Source organism: Streptomyces caelestis (assembly GCF_014205255.1).
GTDB classification, from domain to species: Bacteria; Actinomycetota; Actinomycetes; order Streptomycetales; family Streptomycetaceae; genus Streptomyces; species Streptomyces caelestis.
Window position 1 is genome coordinate 1,391,344 of sequence record NZ_JACHNE010000001.1, and the last position, 14,253, is coordinate 1,405,596.

Annotated in this window: 14 protein-coding genes; 6 read left to right on the top strand and 8 right to left on the bottom strand. The window is 71.6% G+C overall.

The window, feature by feature from the left end:
* Positions 1–23: 23 nt before the first annotated feature.
* Positions 24–962, top strand: a complete 939-nt coding sequence (locus HDA41_RS06245) for a DMT family transporter (protein WP_184981473.1) — start codon at positions 24–26, stop codon at positions 960–962.
* A gap of 119 nt (positions 963–1,081) precedes the next feature.
* On the opposite strand, the gene HDA41_RS06250 is transcribed toward HDA41_RS06245, so the two are convergent.
* Positions 1,082–2,413 (bottom strand): aminotransferase class I/II-fold pyridoxal phosphate-dependent enzyme, encoded by a 1,332-nt coding sequence (locus tag HDA41_RS06250; protein WP_184981475.1) that lies wholly within the window; start codon positions 2,411–2,413, stop codon positions 1,082–1,084.
* 35 nt (positions 2,414–2,448) lie between these two features.
* Between HDA41_RS06250 and HDA41_RS06255 the strand changes: the two genes are divergently transcribed.
* Positions 2,449–3,135 (top strand): pyridoxamine 5'-phosphate oxidase family protein, encoded by a 687-nt coding sequence (locus tag HDA41_RS06255; RefSeq protein ID WP_184981477.1) that lies wholly within the window; start codon positions 2,449–2,451, stop codon positions 3,133–3,135.
* Positions 3,136–3,166: 31 nt separating this feature from the next.
* Here the strand turns inward: HDA41_RS06255 and HDA41_RS06260 are convergent, their stop codons facing one another.
* From HDA41_RS06260 to HDA41_RS06270, 3 genes are all read right to left on the bottom strand, one after another.
* On the bottom strand, positions 3,167–4,114 hold the full coding sequence (locus HDA41_RS06260) for a DMT family transporter (RefSeq protein ID WP_184981479.1): 948 nt from the start codon (positions 4,112–4,114) through the stop codon (positions 3,167–3,169).
* Between the two features lie 228 nt (positions 4,115–4,342).
* Positions 4,343–5,356, bottom strand: a complete 1,014-nt coding sequence (locus HDA41_RS06265; RefSeq protein WP_184993202.1) for an EamA family transporter — start codon at positions 5,354–5,356, stop codon at positions 4,343–4,345.
* 86 nt (positions 5,357–5,442) lie between these two features.
* Entirely contained in the window at positions 5,443–6,042 is a 600-nt protein-coding gene (locus tag HDA41_RS06270) for a Clp protease N-terminal domain-containing protein (RefSeq protein WP_184981481.1), read from the bottom strand.
* A gap of 223 nt (positions 6,043–6,265) precedes the next feature.
* Here HDA41_RS06270 and HDA41_RS06275 point away from each other — a divergent pair, with 223 nt between their 5' ends.
* Positions 6,266–6,694 carry a type II toxin-antitoxin system Rv0910 family toxin gene (locus tag HDA41_RS06275; protein WP_184981483.1) on the top strand — a complete coding sequence of 143 codons (429 nt, stop codon included), beginning with the start codon at positions 6,266–6,268 and terminating at the stop codon, positions 6,692–6,694.
* A gap of 103 nt (positions 6,695–6,797) precedes the next feature.
* On the opposite strand, the gene HDA41_RS06280 is transcribed toward HDA41_RS06275, so the two are convergent.
* Complete coding sequence (locus tag HDA41_RS06280) at positions 6,798–7,424, bottom strand: PadR family transcriptional regulator (RefSeq protein WP_184981485.1); 627 nt, start codon at positions 7,422–7,424, stop codon at positions 6,798–6,800.
* Between the two features lie 98 nt (positions 7,425–7,522).
* Positions 7,523–7,948: a winged helix-turn-helix transcriptional regulator gene (locus tag HDA41_RS06285; protein WP_184981487.1), complete on the bottom strand. Its 426-nt coding sequence runs from the start codon at positions 7,946–7,948 to the stop codon at positions 7,523–7,525.
* Positions 7,949–8,035: 87 nt separating this feature from the next.
* Here HDA41_RS06285 and HDA41_RS06290 point away from each other — a divergent pair, with 87 nt between their 5' ends.
* Positions 8,036–9,403, top strand: a complete 1,368-nt coding sequence (locus HDA41_RS06290) for an MFS transporter (RefSeq protein ID WP_230299644.1) — start codon at positions 8,036–8,038, stop codon at positions 9,401–9,403.
* Positions 9,331–10,149 carry a PhzF family protein gene (locus HDA41_RS06295; RefSeq protein WP_184981489.1) on the top strand — a complete coding sequence of 273 codons (819 nt, stop codon included), beginning with the start codon at positions 9,331–9,333 and terminating at the stop codon, positions 10,147–10,149. Before HDA41_RS06290 ends, HDA41_RS06295 begins: the two co-directional genes overlap by 73 nt.
* 21 nt (positions 10,150–10,170) lie before the next feature.
* Here the strand turns inward: HDA41_RS06295 and HDA41_RS06300 are convergent, their stop codons facing one another.
* Both HDA41_RS06300 and HDA41_RS06305 read right to left on the bottom strand, forming a co-directional pair.
* Positions 10,171–10,974, bottom strand: a complete 804-nt coding sequence (locus HDA41_RS06300; RefSeq protein ID WP_184981491.1) for a CPBP family intramembrane glutamic endopeptidase — start codon at positions 10,972–10,974, stop codon at positions 10,171–10,173.
* Between the two features lie 226 nt (positions 10,975–11,200).
* Positions 11,201–12,718 (bottom strand): glutamate-cysteine ligase family protein, encoded by a 1,518-nt coding sequence (locus HDA41_RS06305; RefSeq protein WP_184981493.1) that lies wholly within the window; start codon positions 12,716–12,718, stop codon positions 11,201–11,203.
* A gap of 554 nt (positions 12,719–13,272) precedes the next feature.
* On the opposite strand from HDA41_RS06305, the gene HDA41_RS06310 reads away from it, so the two are divergent.
* Complete coding sequence (locus HDA41_RS06310) at positions 13,273–13,857, top strand: hypothetical protein (RefSeq protein ID WP_184981495.1); 585 nt, start codon at positions 13,273–13,275, stop codon at positions 13,855–13,857.
* Positions 13,858–14,253 lie beyond the last annotated feature (396 nt).

Consider the following 14,253-nt stretch of genomic DNA (forward strand, 5'->3'; position numbering starts at 1 on the left):
TCCCGCTCGCCATCGTGGTGTCCATGAGCACCGCCACCACTCCCGGCCGGGTCACCACCCCCTCGCGCGACCGCCCCCGTCGCCGCCTCGACTGGCGCCTCCGCTTCGCCACCCTGTCCCTGATCTGGGGCTTCAGCTTCCTCCTCATCAAGGTGGGCACGGACGGGTACGCGCCGTTCCACGTCACGCTCGGACGGCTGGTGTTCGGTACGGCGGTACTGGCCGGCGCGATGGCGGCGCGCCGCGAGCGGCTGCCGCGCGGGGCGCGTACCTGGGGGCATCTGACGGTCGCCGCGTTCCTGCTCAACGCCCTGCCGTTCTCGCTGTTCGCGTACGCCGAGCTGACCATCCCGTCCACACTGGCGGGCATCTGCAACGCGACCTCGCCGCTGTGGGGCATGGCGCTGTCGCTGGTCGCCCTGTCGGAGGACCGCCCGACCCGGGTACGGGTCGCCGGGCTCGGGCTCGGCTTCCTCGGGGTGCTCACGGTGCTGGGCGCCTGGCAGGGCTTCCAGGGCCTGGACGCCACCGGCACGGCGCTGGCCCTGCTGGCCTCCCTCAGCTACCCGGTCGGCTGGATCTACGTCCGCCGCACCCTGGCCGGGACCAGCCACTCGCACCTGTCGATGACCGGCGCGCAACTGCTGCTCGCGACGGCCCAACTGGCCGTCGTCACCCCGATGTTCACGGCCCTGCCCACCACCCTGTCCGTCGGGCCGCTGCTGGCGATCGCCGCCCTGGGCGCACTGGGCACGGGCCTCGCCGTCCTCCTCCAGTACGGCCTGGTCGCCGAGGTCGGACCGACGACCGCCCAGATGGTCACGTATTTCATCCCGGTCATCGCCACGGCCGCGGGCGTCGCACTCCTCGGCGAGTCGCTCACCTGGTCGACCCCGGCCGGGGCGCTGATCGTCCTGACCGGCGCGGCACTTACGCAGGTCCGGCCCAAGCCTCGGGCGTAGAAGTCATGCCGAAGCCTCGGGCGTAGAGGTCCGGCCGGAGCCTCGGAGGCGGCCGGTTCGGGGCGAGACGCCGCAGCACCCAGCCGACTGGAGGACGCCGCGGACGAACCCCGGACCCCTCACACGTAACCGCGCGCCGGAGCCGGCCCGAGGGCCGAGGCGATCGCGTCGGCGAGCGCCTCGGTCTCGTCCTCGGTGAGCGTCGAGACGGTGACCCGGATGCCAGGCGGTGCGCTCAGCCGGAAGCGGGCGCCGGGGACGACGGCCCAGCCGGCGTGCAGCAGCCGGGCGACCGCACCGGTCTCCTCCGGCACGGGCACCCACACGTTCATGCCGCTGCGCCCGTGCGCCATGACACCGCGCCGGCCGAGCGCGTCGATCAGCGCGTCCCGGCGCTTCCCGTACGCCGCCGCCACCGCACGAGTGTCCACCGCCCCGTCCACCCACAACCGCACCAACGCCCGCTGCATCAGCCGGCTCACCCAGCCGGGCCCGAGCCGCTGCCGGCCGCGGACCCGGTCGACGGTGACGGCGTCCCCGGTGAGCAGGGCGAGGCGCAGATCGGGTCCGTAGGCCTTGGCGGTCGAACGCACGAACGCCCAGTGCCGGGTGGCTCCGGCCAGGGGATGGAGGGGCACCTCGAGGATGCCGTGCCCGTGGTCGTCCTCGATGAGCAGGGTCTCCGGGTACTCCTGGAGCACGGACCGCAGGGCACGCGCGCGCGTGGCGCTCACCGCGGCGCCGGTCGGGTTCTGCGCCCGGTCCGTGACGATCAGGGCACGCGCCCCGGCCGCCAGGGCGTGGCGTACGTCGTCGGCGTACGGCCCCTCGTCGTCGAGGCCGACGGGGACCGTGCGCAGTCCGAGCGCCGGGACGAGGTCCAGGGTCCTGCCCCAGCCCGGGTCCTCGACGGCGACGGTGTCGCCGGGTTTGAGGTGGGCCGCCAGGACCCGCTCGACGGCGTCGAGCGCTCCGGAGACCACGACGAGCGGCCCTTCGGGCACCCCGTCGGCGTCGAACCGGTCCCGGGCGATCCGGGCCAACTCCGGATCCACGGGCTCCTCGCCGTACAGGACCGGAGCACGGTCGCCCTCGGCGGCCGCCGCGGCGAACGCCTCCGCGAGGGCCGGCAGCAGGGCCGGATCGGGATTGCCGCTGGACACGTCGCGCACGCCTTCCGGCACGTCCACCCTGATGCTGTCCCGCCCGGTCGTGGCCGGTACGGCCCGCACCCGGCTGCCGCGTCGGCCCGCGGTCTCGATGACCCCGCGCTCGCGCAGCGTCCGGTACGCGGCCGCGACCGTGTTGGGATTCACCCCCAGCCGCTCCGCCAACTCCCGCATAGGCGGCAGCAGTTGACCCGGTCGCAGCTCACCGCTCCCCACCGCCCCCTCGATGCTCGCGGAAATGTCCGCTGCGCGACTCCCGCTGATCCGATACTCTCCTAGCACAAACATTATTATGCACTAGTGCAATGGAGAGCGCCATGCAGGGGACCACGCAGACGCCGTCGCAACCCGCCGCCGCCTACACCCCCACCGACCGCACCGTCCCCACCCGCTCGCCGGACCGGGCCTCGTACGACAGGGAACTGGTGCACTCGATCCTCGACGAGGCCTACGTCTGCCACCTCGGCTTCGTCCGCGACGGCGCGCCGGTCGTGCTGCCCACGCTGTACGCCCGGGTCGGCGAGCGGCTCTACGTGCACGGCTCGACGGGCTCGCGCCCGCTGCGGGCGGCCGGCCAGGCCGACCCGGGCCTCCCGGTCTGCCTGACCGTCACGCACGTCGACGGACTGGTCCTGGCCCGCTCGGCCTTCCACCACTCGATCAACTACCGCTCCGTGGTGGTGCACGGCGTCGCTCACGACGTGACGGACCCCGAGGAGAAGCGACAGGCCCTGGACGCACTGGTCGACCACGTCGTGCCGGGCCGCTCCGCCGATTCACGGCCGGCCAACAAGAAGGAACTGGCCGCCACCGCCGTGCTCCGCCTGGACCTGGACGAGGTCTCCGCAAAGCTCCGCACCGGCGGCGTGAACGACGAGCCGGAGGACCTCGACCTTCCGCACTGGGCCGGTGTGGTCCCGGTGCGGAAGACCTACGGCGCTCCGATCGCCGACCCGGATCTGGCCCCCGGCACCGAACTGCCCGACTACTTGAAGGCGCTGTAAGGGGCGTGGGGCTGTGCTGCCCGCCCCGTCGTCACACGAGCATCACCGGCTCCTCGGCCTTCACGCCGCGCACTTCTCCCACCGCGAGCCCCACGACCGAACCGAGCATCAGCGCGGTGCCGGCCAGCGTCGCCACCGTGAGGTGCTCACCGAGCAGGACGACGGCGAGCACCGCCGCGCTCACCGGCTCCAGCAGCATGATCACCGAGACGGTGGCCGACCGCACGACGGCCGCGCCCGCGAAGTAGAGGCCGTAGGCCAGGGCCGTGGGGACGGCGGCGACGTACGCCAGCAGGACCAGGACCCGGCCGGGTTCCTCGGTGTGCGGCAGCAGCCCCTCGGCCAGGGCGAACGGCAACAGGCACAGACTCGTGACGGCGAAGGCCCAGACGGTCGTCCGGGAGGCGTCGGCCTCGCCGTCACGGCCCCACCGGCGGGTGAGCAGCGTCATCACGCTGTACCCGGCCGCGGACAGCAGCGCGAGCAGCACACCCCACGGGCGCAGGGTCGTGCCCCCGCCGCCGAGGACGAGGACCGCGAGCCCGGCGAGGGCACCCGTGACGGCGGCGGTTCCGCCCCGGCCGAGGCGCTCGGCGAGCGTCAGCCGGGCGCCGAGCGCGATGAGCACGGGCCCGGCGCCCAGGGTGACGACCGTGGCGACGGCGAGGCCGGTGACGGAGACGGCCGCGAAGTAGGCCGTCTGGAACACCGCGAGCCCGAGTCCGGTGACTCCGGCCCGCAGTGCCCGGCGGCCCAGCGGCTCGCGTACGGCGGCCTGGGCGCGCGGCCGGACGAGACGGACCGCGAGCAGCAGCACGAGTCCGGCGGCGCAGCGCCAGAAGGAGAGGGCGACGGGCCCCATGTCACTGGCCTGGTAGACCAGTGAGGCGGCCGCGCCCGCGGTGCCCCAGGCGGCACCGGCGACGATCAGATAGAGGAGGCCTCGCCCTACGGGCAGGCCGGAGACAGTGTTCGACACGTGTTCTCTCCGCAGACGCGCACGGCGCGCCGCGCGGCATCGGCGGCGGCTGGTGCGCGGAAGTTCGGGAAGGGCCCCGGATCACGTCGGATCAGCGGGGTCCGCGGACTTCGTCTGCGGGCAGCACCGTTCGGCCCGGCGGTGACACGCCGGGCGCGGATTCCGGAGGGCCCGCCTCAGGCGGCCGGAGGCGGAAGAACGAGTGCGTTCGAAGGCATGATCGGCACCCTATGCGGCCCTGCCGGGGCGGGACAACTTCCTTTCCGGGCCGCCGCTCGCCACCGGCCCTTCGGAGCCCTTCGCGGGCGTCGAGGACTGCGCGATGAACGCGCCCACCAGCACGATCGCACCACCGGCGAGCTGCGGCGCCGACAGGTGCTCGCCCAGCAGGACCCAGGCCAGGACGGTGGCGATGACCGCTTCGAGACAGGCCACGACACCGGCGACCTGCGGGGAGAGCCGGCGCACGGCGAGCACACCGGTGACGTACGCGACGACCGTGGCGACGAGGACGATCCAGGCCAGCAGGGCGACCGCGGCGACGGGTGTGCCGTCCATGCGCGCGGTGCCCGTGAGCACGGCCCAGTCCATGTTCCAGGGCCGGGCGACGACGGTCAGCACGGCCGCGCCGACGAGCAGGCCGTAGGCGATGACGCCGAGCGGGTCGGGCGCCTCGTCACCGGCGTCGCTGCCCTGGTCGGCGAGGACGAAGTAGCCGACCTGGCAGCAGGCCGCGCCGAGGGCGAGCAGCAGCCCCAGGGCGTCGAAGCCGAGCCCCGACCAGATCTCGACGACGCACGCGAGTCCGCCGACGGCGAGGACGACACCGACCGCCGCGGCACGCGTCACGGGCCGACGCTGCACGAACCGCACCCAGCCCAGCACGAGGGCGGGCGCCAGGTACTCGATGAGCAGCGCCACCCCGACGGGGATACGGGAGAGCGCGGCGAAGTAGCAGGCCTGGACACCGGCGACGGCCAGCAGTCCGAACCCCGCGAGCAGTCCCGGGCGGCGGCGCAGCAGCGCGCGGTGGCGCACGGCGAGCGGCAGCATCACCAGGGCGGCCCCGGCGACGCGCAGCCAGACCACGTGCAGCGGGTCCAGGCCCGCCTCGATCAGCGGCTTGGCCGCGACACCGGATCCGCCGAAGGCGACCGCGGACAGGAGCGCGAGGCCGAGGCCCACGCCCTTGCCGTGCCTGCTGGGGCTGCTGGGGCTGCTGTCAGACGTACGCACCGGCACATGATGACAGGCCACGTCAGGAGCGTCACCCTCCATGGCACCTGTCTCACTGCCTGGACGGGACGAGCGGCTCCGTGAAGGGCCGGTCAGTAAGGGGCTTCGCCGCCCTTGACGCACTCCTGATGCGGTCCGACGCGTTCCTGATGCAGGTCGACGCACTCATGAGGCCGGTCGGGCCGGCCGTCGAGCCGGGCGAGCACCTCGTGCGGGTCGATCCCGGCGCGGTGAAGCACCTCGACCGCGCGCGCCTGCGCGTCGACGACGATGGCCGCGAGCAGGTCGACGCCGCGGGCCGGGCCGCCGTACCGGGCGGCGCGTGCACAGGCGTACTCCATCGAGGCAGCGGCCAGCGGTGAGAAGCCCGCGGTCTCCGTCACGACGGGGACGGCGCCGGAGTCCTCCACGCCGCTCTGCCAGCGCAGGCCGTAGCCGATGCTGCGCTGGACGAGGTAACCGAGCAGCCGCGCGATCTGCGGCCCGTCGCCGACGACGGCACGCGCCTCGGGGCCGGACTCCAGCAGCGAGTGGAGCAGATGGGCCGTGTCGATCTGTCGGTCCCCGTCCCTGACCGCTCTCCGGCGGGCACCGGTGAGCACCGATGCCAGCTCGGCACTGAGCCTGGCATCGTTCTCCGCGCGGTGGATGCCGTGCTCATGGGCCGACTGGCGGGGGATACGGGGTTGCACATCCCCCACCCCATCAGTCCCGAGAGCGCGGGTCATCCTCGGAGGGAAGCATTTTCGCGTCCCACAGAAAGTGGACATCGCGGGCCGGATCTCCTCCTTACGGAGGACATCAGACTGTTTCACCCGACGGCTCCGACACGGGCTGACAGTTCGTCAGTATTGAACATCGAGGCCGTCACGGCTACGTTCCGCGACAACCAGCCCGAGGTGAAGAGGGGGTCGCATGGCCGAAGTCAGCACGGAGGCACGCATCGGGGCACCGGCCGAGAAGGTGTGGGCGAAGCTCACGGACTGGACCGCGTACGGCGAGTGGAACGCGACCCACACGAGCTTCCCGGCGGGCGGCCCCGAACCCCTCGAAGTGGGCGCGACGTTCCGGGAGAACATGCGGCTCATGAACTTCCCGGCCGAGGTGGAATGGACCGTCGAGGCACTGGAACCGGGCAGGGTGCTCGCCCTCCGCGGCAAGGGCCCGATGGCCGTGACCGTCGCGACGCGCTACACCCTCACGCCCGACGGCGACGCGACGACGGTCCGCATCGACGGCGCGTTCACGGGCGCGACGGTGTCGCTGATGGCGGGCAAGCTCAAGGACTCGGCCACGGCCGCCCTGAACGAGTCGCTGCGCAGGCTGGACGGCCTGGTGACCTGACCCCGGGCACCGGCCACGGCACCTTCCCGGCACAAGCCGAGGCGCCCCGTGGATCACTCCACGGGGCGCCTGCTCAGCGCCGTACTCGGACGGCGCTCGATCCTCAGTCCTCGTCGGCGAGGATCAGATACAGCTTCTTGCGGGCTTCGTTGATGACGCCGAGCGCCTTCTCCCGCTGCTCCTTGGTGCCGGTCTTCCAGACCTGGCCGAAGGCCTCCATGAGACCGAAGCCGGCCTGGCGGATCTCGCCGAGAGCCTCCCAGTCGACCCCGCGGCCGGCCTCCTCCCAGGGCACGTCGGGCCCCTCTTCGGCCGCGGCGCGGCCCGCCTCGGTGAGCGAGAACAGCTTCTTGCCGCCCTCGGACTCACTCACGATCAGCCCCTCGTCCTCCAGCAGCTGGAGGGTGGGGTACACCGAGCCGGGACTGGGCTTCCACGCCCCGCCGCTGCGCTCGGCGATCTCCTGGATCATCTCGTAGCCGTGCATCGGCCGGTCCTTCAGCAGGGCCAGGATCGAGGCCCGTACGTCACCGCGCCGCGCCCTTCCCCTCGGCCCGCCGCGCCCTCGTCCACCCCAGGGCCCGGGACCGAAGCCCGGACCACCGGGCCCGCCCCAGCCGGGACCGCCCGGCCCGAAGGGCCCGAAGGCCGCACGCAGTCCGTCGAAACCGCCCCGGCCGTGACGGGGTCCGCCGCGGCCATGCCCGTGCTCGAATCCGTGAGTATGCATCGCAAACACTCTCCATTCCATCGTTGATCTGTCGCGATGCTTCAACGATATATCGCTAGTGTTCGCATAGCAAGACCCGGATCGGATCCTGCCGTCCGTCAGGCCTTCCGCACGTGGGTGGTGTCGACGCCGAGGAGGGTCCCGTCGACGCCGGTCGGCACGATGTCCGGCACAGGGGTGCCCCGCTCGTCGACCAGGAGGGAGTGAGCCTCTCCGGGAGCGAAGGCATGACGCTCCCCCCACTGCCGCAGGGTGACGATGACCGGGAAGAGATCGCGGCCGGCGTCGGTGAGCACGTACTCCTGACGGCGGCCCGATGGTGCGGTGCGTTGAGCGAGGAGCCCGTGAGCGGTGAGCTTGCGGAGGCGATCCGTGAGGATGTTGCGGGCGATGCCCGTCCGCCGCTGGAACTCGGTGAACGATCGCGCCCCGTCCATCGCGTCACGGATGACGAGAAGGCTCCACCTGTCGCCGACGAGATCGAGCGTGCGAGCGACGGGGCAGTCGGGGTCGGTCCAGGACATGACACCTCTCAATGAGTTGCGAAGTGAAACCATCATGCCGTACGGTCAAATCAGTTGCAGATTGCTACTGATTCCGATCGGAGTGCAATGAACGCATGGCGGCGCTTACTCCTCGCGATGGTGTGTGGTGTCGCCGTGGCGAGCATCTATGCCGCGCAGCCGGTTCTGGAGGCGATGGGACGCGATCTCGGTGTACCGGCAGAGCTCACCGGGTGGATCGTCGCGACCGGCCAGTTCGGCTATCTGGCAGGACTGGCGCTGCTGGTGCCGCTCGGCGATGTGGTCGACAGGCGCCGGCTCATCGCCGGGCACCTGGCCGTCACCGCAGTGGGCATGACCCTGACGGCCTCGGCGTCAGCCGCGTGGGTGGCGTTCGCGGGGCTCGCGGCGGCTGGGGTGTTCGCGGTAGTGGTGCAGACCACGGTGGCCTACGCCGCGGCGGTGTCGCCGCCTGGCGAGCGCGGACGCAACATCGGTGTCGTGACCTCGGGCGTCGTGGTCGGCATCCTGGGTGCGCGGGTGGTCACCGGCACGCTCGCACAGGCGTGGGGCTGGCGAAGCGTCTACGCCTTGCTCGCGGTGCTGTCACTCGGGCTCGCACTCCTCGTCCTCGTGGCACTGCCGTCAGAGGAACGCCCCGGCCCACCCGTGGGATACAGGCGTGTCGTCGTCGCGCTCGGCGGACTGTTCGGGCAGCGCGTCTTCCTGACGCGCGGGCTCATCGCGTTCTTCTTGTTCGCGTCGTTCGGAACCCTGTGGAGCGGACTGTCCCTGCCGCTGGCGGACACGCCGTGGCAGTTGAGCGAGAGCCGGATCGGACTGTTCGGCATCGCCGGACTCGCCGGCGCACTGGGCGCGGCACGCGCGGGACGGTGGGCGGACGCGGGGCGGGCGGCTCCGGTCACCGGTCTCGCGCTCGCCCTGCTCGTCCTCTCCTGGGCAGCGATCGCGCAGCTGCCGTGGTCCCTGTGGCTCCTCATCGTCGGAATCGTGCTTCTCGACTTCGCGGTCCAGGCCGTGCACGTGAGCAACCAGCACCTGCTCACCGCCGCGCATCCGGATCGCGTCAGCAGCGTCATCGGCGGCTACATGGTCTTCTACTCACTCGGCTCCGCCCTCGGCGCAGCCGCGACCACCGCCCTCTTCACCGCCTACGGCTGGGCGGGCTCCAGTCTCCTCGGGGCGGGATTCGCGGCCTGCGCGCTGGCCGTCTGGGCGACCGCGGGGCGACGCCCCCGCGACAGCGCGAACCTCCCGTGTGAATCCGGCCCGGGACCTCGACCGGGACGCCGCTGCCCGCGAGGCGGACCCTCGGGTGAACGGGGCCAGGAAGCGCGAATTGGCCTTGGCCTGCCGCTTCGGCGAGCACCTAACGTCGGGGCATGCGCATTCGAATCGTCGACGCCTTCACCGATCGCCCCTTCTCCGGCAACCCGGCCGGGGTCGTTCTTCTGAACGACCCGGACGCCTTCCAGGACGACACCTGGCTCCAGAACATCGCCCTCGAGGTCAACCACTCCGAGACGGCCTTCGCCCGTCCCCTCCCCGAGGGCGGCGAGGCCGACTGGGCGCTGCGCTGGTTCACACCGGCCGCGGAGGTCGCGATGTGCGGTCACGCGACCCTGGCCACCGCCCACGTCCTGCACACCACCGGCACCCACGAGGGCCCGGTGCGGTTCGCCACCCGCAGCGGCGTCCTCGCCGCCACGCCCGCCGAAGACGGCTCGATCACGCTGGATTTCCCGACGGCTCCGCTCACCCGGGTCGACCTGCCCGACGGCCTCACCGAGGCCCTGGGCACCGAGCCGCTCACGGTCCTCGACACCGGCCCGAACGTCGGCGACCTGCTGGTCGAGGTCGCCGACGAGAAGACGGTGCACGGCCTCGGCCCCGACCTCAGGGCCCTCGCCGCCCACTCCGAGCGCGGCGTCATCGCCACGGCCCGCGCGGATGACCCCGACCAGGGCTACGACTTCGTCTCGCGCTGCTTCTTCCCGAACGTCGGCATCGACGAGGACCCGGTGACCGGAAGCGCCCACACCGCGCTCGCCCCGTTCTGGTCCGAGCGCCTCGGCAGCCCCCGCCTCACCGGGCTCCAGGCCTCGCCCCGCTCCGGCCGCGTCCGCACGGAACTGCGCGGCGAGCGCACCCTGCTGACCGGCAGGGCGGTCACCGTCATCGAGGGCGAGCTGCTGGCCTGAGACGACCCCTCCCCGGGTCTCTCACGCCGTCGGCAGCCACCCGACCTTGCCCGCCAGCAGCGCGTATCCCACGAAAGCACCGATGTCGAGCAGCGAGTGGGCCACCACCAGCGGGCCCACCCGGCCCCAGCGTCGGTACAGGTAGACGAACACCACACCCATGACCATGTTGCCGATGAAGCCGCCGATGCCCTGGTAGAGGTGGTACGAGCCGCGCAGGACCGAGCTGCCCACCAGCGCGGCCGTCGGGGTCCAGCCCAGCTGGCCGAGGCGGCGCAGCAGGTAGCCGACGACGATCACTTCTTCCAGTACCGCGTTCTGGATCGCCGAGAGGATCAGCACGGGGTACTTCCACCACACGCCGGGCAGCGCCTCGGGCACCACGGTGAGGTTGAAGCCGAGGCCGCGGGCGGCCAGGTAGAAGGCGATTCCGGTGCTGCCGATGACCGCCGCGATCGCCGCGCCGCGGCCCAGGTCGGGCCAGGGTCGGGTGCGGTCGAAGCCGAGGGTGCGCAGCCCCGCGCCCTCGCGCAGCAGGAAGTGCGCGACGAGCACGACGGGCACGAGCGCCGTCGTGATCCCGAAGAGCTGCCAGGCCAGGTCGAGCCAGGGACGGCCGGGCGCGGCCGAGGCGTTCATCGTGGCCGCCTGGTCCTTCAGCCCGCCGGGCTTGGTGACCGAGCCGAGGAAGCTGATCAGGGCGGAGACTCCGCTCGCACCCAGCGAGAGTGCCAGCACGAGCAGTGTCTCGTTGCGGAGCATCCGCCGCGAGAGCCGCTGCTGGGGAATGGAATCGTCGGCCACCGGGCTCGCCTCCGCCTGCACACCTGCCTCCACTTCACCGACCTGTCGGATCAGTATGAGGCCGGCAGGGTGCCGGCCATACGGCGCATCAGTCCCACGGCACGGACGCCGACCGACGCACCGGCCGGCGCCGCCCGGCAGCCCAACGGCACCGGCTCAGCAACCCGGCCGGTCGGCGGGTCCACCGACCCATCACGCCGACGGCACCGGCTGAGACAGCCCACCAGCCAGGCTGGCCCGCCGCCCCTCACCTCAACGGCACCGGCTCCGGCGACCCCACGGGCCACAAGTGCACCGGCTCCCCCTTGTGCATCAGCTCGCGATAGCGCCGGGTCGTGGCGGCCAGCGCGGCCTCGCGCGAGTGGCCCGCGTCCAGCGCCTTGTGGAAGGTCGCGGCCTGCCAGCTCGCCCCGTTCACCCTGCGGCGGCACCGCTCCTCGATCACGCCGAGGTACAGATCGCGGTCGGCCGGCTCCACGCCCCACGCGTCCAGCCCCGCCTCGGCGAGCGGCAGCAGTTCGTCGCGGACCAGGCTCACCGCGTCGACCTGTGCGGTGCCGCCGTAGCGGCCGCGCCGGGGCCAGGTGAAGCGGGCGTCGATGCCGTCCTTGCACGCGGCGTCGAAGTTGGCGGCGGCCGCCTCGAACGGCAGCCGGGTCCACACCGGCCGGGCCTCCTCGGCGAGGGCTCGGACGAGGCCGTAGTAGAACGCCGCGTTGGCGACGACGTCGATGACGGTGGGCCCGGCGGGCAGGACGCGGTTCTCCACGCGCAGGTGGGGGACGCCGTCGGCGATGCCGTAGACCGGGCGGTTCCAGCGGTAGATCGTGCCGTTGTGCAGGACGAGCTCGGCGAGGTTCGGCACGCCGCCCTGGTCGAGCACCTCCAGCGGGTCCTCGTCGTCGCAGATCGGCAGCAGCGCCGGGTAGTAGCGCAGGTTCTCCTCGAACAGGTCGTACGCCGAGGTGATCCAGCGCTCTCCGAACCAGGTACGCGGCCGGACGCCCTGGGCCTGGAGTTCGGGCGGGCGGGTGTCGGTGGACTGCTGGAACAGCGGGGGCCGCGACTCGCGCCACAGCTCGCGGCCGAAGAGGAAGGGCGAGTTGGCGCCGACGGCGATCTGCGCGGCGGCGACGGCCTGCGCCGCGTTCCACACGTCGGCGAAGCGGGCGGGGGTGACCTGGAGGTGCAGTTGCACGGAGGTGCAGGCGGCCTCCGGCGCGATGGACTTGGACGTGCAGCTGAGGTGCTCCACGCCGGCGATGTCGAGGGTGAACTCCTCGCCGCGGGCGGCCACGATCTGATCGTTGAGCAGGGTGTAGCGGTCGACGTCGGAGAGGTTCGACGACACGAGGTCGTCCCGGTCCAGGGTCGGCAGAATGCCGATCATCACGATTCCCGCATCGACCTCGCCGGCTTTCCGGTCGGCATATGCCAGCGACGTACGGAGTTCCTCCGCGAGTCGGTCGAATACGCGACCCCCCAGACGGTGTGGGGGAATGTTGACTTCCAGATTGAACATGGCGAGTTCTGTTTGGAAATCGCGACTCGCGATCCGTTCCAGGACTTGCGCGTTCAACATTTTCGGCATGCCGTCGGTGCCCGCGAGATTCAACTCGATCTCCAGCCCCATGAGGTTCTTGGGGCGATCGAACCGCTTCTCCGCCAGGAGTCGCTCCAAGCCCGTCAGACAGCGACGGAGCTTGTCGCGGTAGCGCTGGCGATCGGACAGGTCGAACCGGCCTGCCACGACCTTCTCCCCCATCGAAGCTTCCCTCCTCGGATGATGCGGGGCCGAAGATCCGGCCGCCGGGGTCCCGGTCAGGTGGAGGATGCCCAGCGAAAGCGATCGATAACGTCCCGGGTGGGCCCGCCGACCGCTACGCTGGTCACGTATGACCGGTGGCACATTCACTCGGCATGACTCAGAGAACCCGGCTTTCGGCTACCGCGAACTCGTGAAAAACGCCGACGAGAATGGGCCGACCGCCACGCGGGCATTCGCCGAGGTCATCGCTGCACACCCCCGCGTGGAATCGGGATAATTCTCGCGTATCGCCGACCGAATGTACCCTTGTTCTACTCACCGGAAACGGCTAGACGAAACACAGTCTGAACCCGTGTCGTATAAACTCCGCGAACAAGGCAGAAGGTTGGCGCCCACGGTCGATGGGTCATGCCGTCGAGGCGATGTTCGGCGGACCCCCACCCCCTCTCGTTCTTGAGACCCGGCCCCTGCCTGTCTGACCCCCGTGAGCTGACAGCGCCGTCCGCCCCCGCCCTCGTGCCGTCGTGCCTTTGAATGAGAGGCGACCCACCATGCCGCTGCATGTTCCTCCGGCTCCCGCGCCCGCACTCCGTTCCGTCCTGACTGCACTCTCCTCTCCCACCGCGGTCCGCGAGGCCCGAACTCCCTCCCTGCTCCGTGCGCAGGGACCCGTCACTCCCGAGCTCCCGCTGCCCGTCCACGTCCTCGACCGGGTCACGGCCGAGGGCGTGTCGGCCACCCGGCTGGCCGGATGGCGCTTCCTGATCCGCTGCGGCGACCGTGCGGTGGCCGCGGCCGAGACCATGCTGACGCCCGACGGCTGGGCCTTCTCGCGCTTCTTCGAGGGCCCGTACATCACCTCCACCGAACGCGCCCTGCGCCAGGCCGAGACGATGCCGCAGCCGTACCAGCCCCGCCTGCTGTCCGTGCCCGGCCTGTACATGCTGACGCTCTGGCTGCACGAGGACTGCTCCGCCGACGGCGCCGCCGGCCACCCCGCAGCCACCGACCTGCTCGTCCCACTGGCCCCCGCACCTCCCGGCATCGCGGCCCATCGCCCGCACCGCGTCGCCGAACTGCTCCCGGTGCTGACCCACCGGGTGACTCCCACGAGACTGCTCGGCTCACCCGCCTGAAGCACCGCGCCCCGAAGTTCTCCGCGCCCCGTCGTCGAATTCCTCGGCGGCGGGGTCGCCCTTTTCCGTTCGGACGAGCACCCACCGGTTCTCGTTCGGACAAGCACCCACCAGCTCGCTCTTAAGAGCACCTAACGGCTCGTACGAGCCGGAATGAACCGCCTACCCGACCGGACTAGCCCCATTCGGCCACCACGAACCATCCGAAGTGACAGTCCAGTTGGGGTGAACCGTCCGCGCGGGTGATGCGTCATGAACCTGTGAGAAGTGGTGCCGCGAAATCCCTGCGGATCGACGCCCGTAGGGCAACACTGGGTTCCGACGACTTATCAACGGGGGCGGCCATGAACGACACGTCCAGCCGCGGAACAGACACGACAGCCGACTCATCCGACT

Bases quoted from the DNA above. Each gene is read 5' to 3' on its own strand.
- HDA41_RS06245 (WP_184981473.1), top strand. From the start codon at position 24: ATGAGCACCGCCACCACTCCCGGCCGGGTCACCACCCCCTCGCGCGAC.
- HDA41_RS06255 (WP_184981477.1), top strand. From the start codon at position 2,449: ATGCAGGGGACCACGCAGACGCCGTCGCAACCCGCCGCCGCCTACACC.
- HDA41_RS06275 (WP_184981483.1), top strand. From the start codon at position 6,266: ATGGCCGAAGTCAGCACGGAGGCACGCATCGGGGCACCGGCCGAGAAG.
- HDA41_RS06280 (WP_184981485.1), bottom strand. From the start codon at position 7,424: ATGCATACTCACGGATTCGAGCACGGGCATGGCCGCGGCGGACCCCGT.
- HDA41_RS06285 (WP_184981487.1), bottom strand. From the start codon at position 7,948: ATGTCCTGGACCGACCCCGACTGCCCCGTCGCTCGCACGCTCGATCTC.
- HDA41_RS06290 (WP_230299644.1), top strand. From the start codon at position 8,036: ATGAACGCATGGCGGCGCTTACTCCTCGCGATGGTGTGTGGTGTCGCC.
- HDA41_RS06295 (WP_184981489.1), top strand. From the start codon at position 9,331: ATGCGCATTCGAATCGTCGACGCCTTCACCGATCGCCCCTTCTCCGGC.
- HDA41_RS06305 (WP_184981493.1), bottom strand. From the start codon at position 12,718: ATGGGGGAGAAGGTCGTGGCAGGCCGGTTCGACCTGTCCGATCGCCAG.
- HDA41_RS06310 (WP_184981495.1), top strand. From the start codon at position 13,273: ATGCCGCTGCATGTTCCTCCGGCTCCCGCGCCCGCACTCCGTTCCGTC.